This is a genomic window from Streptomyces durocortorensis, from assembly GCF_016901035.1.
In the GTDB taxonomy this organism is placed as follows: domain Bacteria; phylum Actinomycetota; class Actinomycetes; order Streptomycetales; family Streptomycetaceae; genus Streptomyces; species Streptomyces durocortorensis.
On sequence record NZ_JAFEUF010000311.1, the window covers coordinates 1 to 6,712 of the forward strand.

A 6,712-nucleotide genomic window follows, 5' to 3' on the forward strand; every position below is an offset into this window, starting at 1 on the left:
GGCGCTGCTGCTGGCCCAGGCGCGCCCCGGCGAGCCCACCCCCCCCCCGTCCGCGGCGCGGCCGCCGCTCTCCCGCCGGGCCGGGCGCGCGCCGCCCCCCGCGTCCCGGCCTTTCAGCTCTGCGGACGCTTGCCGTGGTTCGCGCCGTTCTTGCGGCGGGCCTTCTTCTTGCGACGTCGCTTCGAGGACATCGAACCCTCCTTATCTGCTCGGTGCCTTGGTGCGGACGGTCAGGCGGGTGAGGTCACCCGGTGATCACCGGGCCGCCTACCCAACCACACCGTGGCAAACACCCGCTGCGCGTGCAACCGGCGGTGCGGTGCCGGGCGGGGGTGGACTGATGTGCGGAGACCGCCGGTCAGGGCCGGTAGCGCAGGGGGTGGTCGTCCGGCACCTCGACGACGGCGATCCGCACACCGTCGGGGTCCTCGATCCACATCTCGACGAGCCCCCAGGGCTCGCGTTTCGGGGGTCGCAGGACGGTGACGTCCTTGGCCCGCAGTTCCTCGTGGGCTGCCTCGGCGTCGTCGACCTGGAGCCAGATCTGTACGGCCGAGGAGGGCGGCTCCTCGCCCCGGCCGGAGACCTCCAGGAATCCGCCGCCGAGGAAGTAGACCGTTCCGCGCTCGGGGCCCGTACCGAATTCACGGTAGACGGCGAGGCCCAGGGCCTCGCCGTAGAAGACGCGGGAACGCTCGGGGTCGGTGGGGTGCAGCAGGATCCTGCTGCCCAGTACATGCACCATGGGCCGAGCGTACGCCGCTGCCCCGCGGGGCGGCGGTTCCTGCGGGATCCGTCAGTTGCTCAGTTCGTCGATGAAGTCCTCCGTGCACCGGTCCTCGGCGGCCTGCCCGTTGGCCCGGTCCACACAGCTCTCGAAGTCCTTGAACTCCTGGGAGTCGAACACGGAGACGGCCACCACGAGGACGATCGCCGACCCGATGAGCCCGAGGGCACCGAACACGGCACCGACTATGGCCATCACGCGACGCGGTGCGCGGCCCTGGCGGGTGCGGAGCGCGGCGATGATGCCGAAGACGACGGCGAGCAGGCCCAGGAGCAGTCCGCCGACGACGGTCCAGAAGAACAGGCAGGCGAGGAGACCGAGCACCAGGGCGGCGACGGCGAAGCCGTTCGTCCGGGCGGGCTGCTGGCCGCCGTAGGAGTCGTGGTCGGATACGGGCGGCGCCGAGTACGGGGAATCCGGGTACGAGGGAAGGGACATCGGGAGGGTGCTCCTGTTCTCCTGGCTTCCCGTCCACCTGCCCCGTGGCCCGGCCGCCATTCCGCCGTTTCGGTCACGCTCCGGCAACTAACTCCCCTGACCAGGCGCTGTCCGGCGGAGGTCGGCCGACAGGTGGTGCTGGAGCGGCCGGCCGACCGCGGCGAGGTCGTGGACGAAGGCGAGCGTGTCCGGCTCCGTCAGGGTGTAGCGGCGGCGGGTGGCGTCGACCTGCTTGGCGGTGGGGGCGAGGGAGACCTGTTCGGTGGCGAGGTCGACGGCGCCGTCGCGGGCGTGGCCGGAGAGGATCTCCGCGATGCCGGTGGGCTGGGTGATCAGGGCTTCCATCCGGCCGTCCGGCTGCAGCCGCCACCAGCCGGTCTCCCGGGCGGACGGCCGCAGGGGGTTCCCGTCCGCGTCGAGCAGCCAGGCCCGGGCCTCGTACGCGAGGAAGGGCCGCCCGTCGTGGCTGAACGTGACCTCCTGCGCGTACGTGAAGTCCGCCTCCAGCGTCGGATACCCGCCGCTCCCCGTGCCCCGCCAGGTGCCGAGGAATCCGGTCACCGGGGCGAGCAGGGGGTGCGGCGCGGGGGACGCGTCGGTACTCAGCGCCTCGGGGAAGGGAAAGGGGACGTCGCGGACGGGGTGGTTCATGCGGGGGTGCGCTCCTGAATCCGTCGGGGCCGGTGCAGGATCGCAGCCTAGGGGGTGTGCGGTCACGGTGTGGCGAGCACACCGAGGGCCCCGCGCCCGGGGGGGGGGGGCCATCGGACAGAGGGCGCGTCCGATACCGGCTCTCAGGCGGAGTCGGCAGCCGTGCTCTCGATCAGGCTCTTGGGCCGCAGGTCGGTCCAGTTCTGTTCGACATAGTCCAGGCAGGCCTGACGGGTGCTCTCCGGGTGCGCCACGGTCCATCCGGAAGGCACCTCGGCGAACGCCGGCCACAAGGAGTGCTGCCCCTCGTCGTTGACGAGCACCAGGTAGGTGCCGTCCTCGTCATCGAACGGATTGGTCACCGCTTCCTCCACAACTTCAGGTAAGGCTGCCTCTACTTGGCGAAGCGACCCTACCCATCCCTACGTGATCACCCCACCGGATTTCACAACTCACCTGCACGCCTGGGGATTTCACTGCCCCATCGGTGGGGCCTGGCCGGTCAGAGCCCGAGGTCGCTGAGGCGGGCCTCGTAGCGGATGGTGAGGTCCTCGGTCTCGCCGCCCGCCACAGGGTTGTCCCAGAGGGCCTCCAGCTCGGCCCGGACGGCGTCGGGCAGCGCCTCGTACCGCTCGGACCAGGTGTCGGAGTTCGGTATCCAGTAGCCGACGACCTTGAAGCGCTCGGCCGGGAGCCCCAGCTCACGCCGGAGGTAACGGCGCACGGCACGCAGGGCGTTGGTCTCCCCAGCCACCCAGACGTACCCGCCCGCGAGGTCCGTGCCGGGCGGCACGGCGGCGGCGACCAGGTCGGCCAGGCGGCTCGGTCCGTGGCCGTTGCCGCCGTAGGCCCAGGTCACCTTGGAGTCGGCCGCTTCGTGCAGCGACAGCACGGCCGAGGGGTCGGGCGCTTCCAGGACAACCCGGGTCCGGACATGCCCGGGAGTGTTCTCCAGCAGCCGGGCGGCGGCCGGCAGACCGGTCTGGTCGGCGACCAGGACCTGCCAGGAGAGATCGGCCGGGGGGGTGTAGAGGCCGGTGGGGTCGTTGACGCCCACGACGTCGCCGGGTCGCGCCTCGGCGGCCCAGCCGGACGCCACACCCCCCTCGTGCAGCACGAAGTCGATGTCGATCTCGCCCGCCTCCGGACGGACGGCACGGATCGTGTACGTGCGCATCGGCGCGACGGGCTGTCCATCGGGGGTCTCCCAGCCGCCCTGCTCGGTGGTCCGGGGCAGGGAGACGTCGGTGCGGTCCGGGCCGTGCGGGAGGAAGATCCGCACGTACTCGTCGCCGACCCCGGTGGTGCGGAAGCCCGCAAGACCCTCTCCGTGGAGGGTGACGCGGGTCATGCTCGGGGTGAGCGGCTGCACTCGGGCGACGACGGCTCGATGGATCGTCATGGACACTGCCCCTTCGTACGCGTGGTCGGCCTGAGCGCCTCGCCCGCGGGGACGAGAGAACCGAATGACTTAGGTCAGCCTAACCTTCCGCGCTCACCGGTTCGAGACGGCATCGGTCACCAGGCCGGGCGCTGTGCCAGAATCCGGCGCATGCCCGTTCGATATCCGCGCCCCCTGCGCCCCGGTGACCGCGTCGGCCTCACGTCCCCGTCGAGCGGGGTGCCCGAGGAACTGGGCGAGCGGCTCGCGGTGGCGGTGCGCGATGTGGAGGCGCGGGGGTACGAGGTCGTCGTCGGCCGGTGCATGGACGGCTCCGGGCACGTCAGCGCACCCGCGGTCGAGCGGGCGGCCGAGCTGACGGCGATGCTGACGGACCCCGGCATCAGGGCCGTGGTGCCGCCGTGGGGCGGGGAGACGGCGCTCGATCTGCTGCCGCTGATCGACTGGGAGGCGGTGCGGGCGGCCGAGCCGACCTGGGTGGTCGGCTACTCCGACATGTCGACCGTGATGACGCCGCTGACCCTGCTCACCGGGGTGGCGACCGTCCACGGGAACAACCTCATGGACACCCCCTACCGAGTGCCGGAGGGGCTGGTGTCGTGGCTCGACATCGTCGCCGCGCCGGCGGGCCACCGGTTCGCCCAGGTACCGCCGGAGCGGCACCGGGTCTCGGGCCGGGACGACTACGCGGAGCATCCGGACGCCCGCACGTTCACGCTCGACACCCCGGGGCGGTGGACCCGGCTGGACGGCGGCGGCGATGTGGACGTCGAGGGGCGGCTGATCGGGGGCTGCGTCGAGATGCTGTGCAACCTCACCGGGACGCCGTACCTCGACACCTCCGCCTTCGCACGGGCGCACGCCCCGGAGGGGCTTCTCGTGTACGTGGAGGCCGGCGGCCATGACGCGTTCACCATCTGCCGCAATCTCCACGGGATGCGGATGGCCGGATTCTTCGAGGCGGCCGAAGCCGTGCTCGTCGGCCGGACCTCGGCCCCGGACACCGCTTCGCTCACCCAGCACGAGGCCGTGATCGAAGCGCTCGGGCCGCTGGACGTGCCGATCGTCGCCGACGTCGAGTGCGGCCATGTGCCGCCGTACCTGCCGCTCGTCAACGGGGCACGGTGCAGGGTCGTGCACACCGCCACGCGCAGCGAGCTGACGCAGATGCTGGACTGACCACCGGGCGGCACCGGGCGGCGCTGCCGGGCCCCGCGCGCAACTCCCGTACGAGGACGGTCACCGCGCGGTGGAAGCGGCGGGCCGCTGCTGTGGCCGGGCACCCACCCGGGCGTCCGCCGCGGCGGCAGCGAGGACCGGTCGCGGGTCGGCGATCAGGGGGCCGCAGGCCCGGAGCCCGCGTTCGCCAGGGGGTGCGATGGCGGTGCAGGGCAGGGCGCCGAGCGCGAGTTCCTCGATGCTCGGCTGGGTGGCCGCGGCGAGGGAGACCGAGTATCCGTCGCAGCTCAGCCCCGCGTTGATCCACAGAATGTGAACGGTCGGGTCCTCCGGAGGGGCTTCGGTGACGTCCGCGTCGGCCGTGGTGGCGGTCGGGGGGGGCATGGGCCCTCCTCGGGCCGGCCCGCACGCAGGATCTCTGGCCGGCAGCATCATTCCTGATACCCCGAGCACCCCCGGGCGGGTAAGTGCGGCCTGGCCCTATGGCCCGCGTTCACCTGCCGGGGCGCCCGGCGGGACGCCCCGTGGCGGCCGGCTCAGCTCTCGGCGAGCACCGCGTCGATCTCGCCGAGGAAGTCCTCCAGGTCTCCGGGGTTACGGGAGGTGATGAGCGACCAGCCGGAGGCGTCGTCGCGGACCACCGGCTTGTCGACCCAGGTGCCGCCCGCGTTGGTGATGTCGGTGCGCAGCGACGCGTACGAGGTCAACGTCTTGCCCTCGACGTAGCCGCCCTCGACCAGCGCCCACGGCCCGTGGCAGATGGCGGCCACCGGCCGGCCGGAGGCGGCGAACGAGCTGACGATCCGGGTGGTGGCGTCCTCCAGGCGGAGCGAGTCGGCGTTCAGCGTGCCGCCCGGGACCAGGAGGAGGTCGTACGCGGCGGGGTCGACGTCGGCGAGCGTGAGGTCGGGGCGCACGGTCTCGCCGGGATCCCGGTCGCCGACGAGGGTGCGGATCGGGTCGGCGGAGACCGCCGCCACGCTGACCTGTGCCCCGTGGTCGCGGAGGTGCTTCACGGGGACGACGAGTTCGTCCTGCTCGACGCCGTAGTTGGTGACGATGGCCAGGATCCGGCGGTCGTCGAGGGCGTTGGTGGACTTGGTGGACATGGACTGCTCCGTTCCTGAGGTGTCGTTCATCGGATGCCGTTCGGGGGCTCGGCCGGCCATCGGACACCGCTCCGGGGCTCGGTCGGCCGCCGGATGCCGGCCGGTGGCTCAGCCGGCCGTTATCCGGACGCATTCGGCGACGGTGTCGCGCAGGCTCCCGGTCCGCGCGAGCGTCTCGCGCTGGATCCGTGCCCCGTTCCCGCGCCGGACCACGGTGGCCAGGGCCTTCTCCACGGCCGCCAGGTCACCGCTGTTCTCCAGGGCGTCCCGCACATGGTGCAGCAGCGCCCGCAGGACATCGGGGGCGGGCTCCGGACGCCAGGTGCGGGGGTGGAGGAGCCGTTCCTCCACGCCCGAGCGGCCCGCCTGCCAGGAGGCCGCGCGCAGCAGGGAGGTGCTGGCCTCCGGGGGCGGCTCACCGGCCCGCCACTCCCGTGCGGCCGTCTCCGCCAGTCCCCGTACCAGGGTGGCCAGCAGCACGGTGTCGGCAGGGTCCAGGCAGACGTCCGCGATCCTGACCTCCACGGTGGGGTAGCGGTGCGAGAGGCGGGCATCGAAGTAGATCATCCCTTCGTCCCGGAGCACTTCCGTGCCGACCAGGGACCGCACCCGGGCGTGGTACGCCTCGGCGGAGCCGTGGACGTCCACCGGGCCGGCCGACGGCCACCGTCCCCACACCTGGCTGCGGTAGCTGCTGTACCGGCTGTCCTGCCCCTGCCAGAACGGGGAATTGGCGCTCAGGGCGAGCAGGACGGGCAGCCAGCAGCGCATCCGGTCGAGCACGGCGACGCCCTCCTCTTCCGAGGCCACCGAGACATGGACGTGGCAGCCGCAGGTCAGCTGCTCCTGGGCGGTCAGCCCGAAGCGCTCGGCCATCCACCGGTACCGCTCCCCCGTGCCGATCTCCGGGCTGACCGGGAGCGGTAAGGTCGCCAGGGCCGCCACCGACGCACCGGCGTGGGGGGGGGGGGGGGGGGGGGGGGGGGGGGCGCCCCCGGGGGGGGGGCCCCGGGGGGGGGGGCCGGGGGGGGGGCGGGGGGGGGGGGGGGGGGGGGGGGGGGGGGGGGGGGCGGGGGGGGGCGGGGGGGGGGGGCGGGGGGGCGGGGGGGCGGCGGCGGGGGCGGGGGGGGCGGGGGGCGGGGCCGG

8 protein-coding genes and 2 pseudogenes are annotated in these 6,712 nt (G+C 73.4%); 1 reads left to right on the top strand and 9 read right to left on the bottom strand.

Going from position 1 to position 6,712, the window contains the following annotated elements; all coding sequences use genetic code 11:
• Window positions 1–113 precede the first annotated feature (113 nt).
• The 6 genes from JS521_RS37595 to JS521_RS32325 all read right to left on the bottom strand — a co-directional run bounded on the left by JS521_RS37595 (window position 114) and on the right by JS521_RS32325 (window position 3,278).
• A complete protein-coding gene (locus JS521_RS37595) occupies window positions 114–191 on the bottom strand; it encodes a 50S ribosomal protein bL37 (RefSeq protein ID WP_370454205.1) in 78 nt (25 codons plus the stop codon).
• A gap of 167 nt (window positions 192–358) precedes the next feature.
• Complete coding sequence (locus tag JS521_RS32305) at window positions 359–745, bottom strand: VOC family protein (protein ID WP_205086459.1); 387 nt, start codon at window positions 743–745, stop codon at window positions 359–361.
• Between the two features lie 51 nt (window positions 746–796).
• Window positions 797–1,225: a DUF4190 domain-containing protein gene (locus JS521_RS32310; protein ID WP_030805081.1), complete on the bottom strand. Its 429-nt coding sequence runs from the start codon at window positions 1,223–1,225 to the stop codon at window positions 797–799.
• Between the two features lie 87 nt (window positions 1,226–1,312).
• Complete coding sequence (locus JS521_RS32315) at window positions 1,313–1,876, bottom strand: heme-binding beta-barrel domain-containing protein (RefSeq protein ID WP_205086460.1); 564 nt, start codon at window positions 1,874–1,876, stop codon at window positions 1,313–1,315.
• Window positions 1,877–2,019: 143 nt separating this feature from the next.
• Window positions 2,020–2,238, bottom strand: coding sequence for an MbtH family protein (locus JS521_RS32320; protein WP_010059194.1), 219 nt, complete (start codon window positions 2,236–2,238; stop codon window positions 2,020–2,022).
• Between the two features lie 140 nt (window positions 2,239–2,378).
• Window positions 2,379–3,278 carry a siderophore-interacting protein gene (locus JS521_RS32325; protein ID WP_205086461.1) on the bottom strand — a complete coding sequence of 300 codons (900 nt, stop codon included), beginning with the start codon at window positions 3,276–3,278 and terminating at the stop codon, window positions 2,379–2,381.
• 150 nt (window positions 3,279–3,428) lie between these two features.
• On the opposite strand from JS521_RS32325, the gene JS521_RS32330 reads away from it, so the two are divergent.
• Window positions 3,429–4,457 carry a S66 family peptidase gene (locus tag JS521_RS32330; RefSeq protein ID WP_205086462.1) on the top strand — a complete coding sequence of 343 codons (1,029 nt, stop codon included), beginning with the start codon at window positions 3,429–3,431 and terminating at the stop codon, window positions 4,455–4,457.
• A 210-nt stretch (window positions 4,458–4,667) separates the two neighbouring features.
• Here JS521_RS32330 and JS521_RS32335 read toward each other — a convergent pair.
• The 3 genes and pseudogenes from JS521_RS32335 to JS521_RS32345 form a co-directional block, all read right to left on the bottom strand.
• Window positions 4,668–4,841 (bottom strand): annotated as a pseudogene (locus tag JS521_RS32335) (hydrogenase expression protein HypE); the annotation flags it as partial.
• Between the two features lie 152 nt (window positions 4,842–4,993).
• A complete protein-coding gene (locus tag JS521_RS32340; protein WP_205086463.1) occupies window positions 4,994–5,566 on the bottom strand; it encodes a DJ-1/PfpI/YhbO family deglycase/protease in 573 nt (190 codons plus the stop codon).
• A 108-nt stretch (window positions 5,567–5,674) separates the two neighbouring features.
• Window positions 5,675–6,523, bottom strand: a pseudogene (locus tag JS521_RS32345) (glutamate--cysteine ligase); the annotation flags it as partial.
• Window positions 6,524–6,712 lie beyond the last annotated feature (189 nt).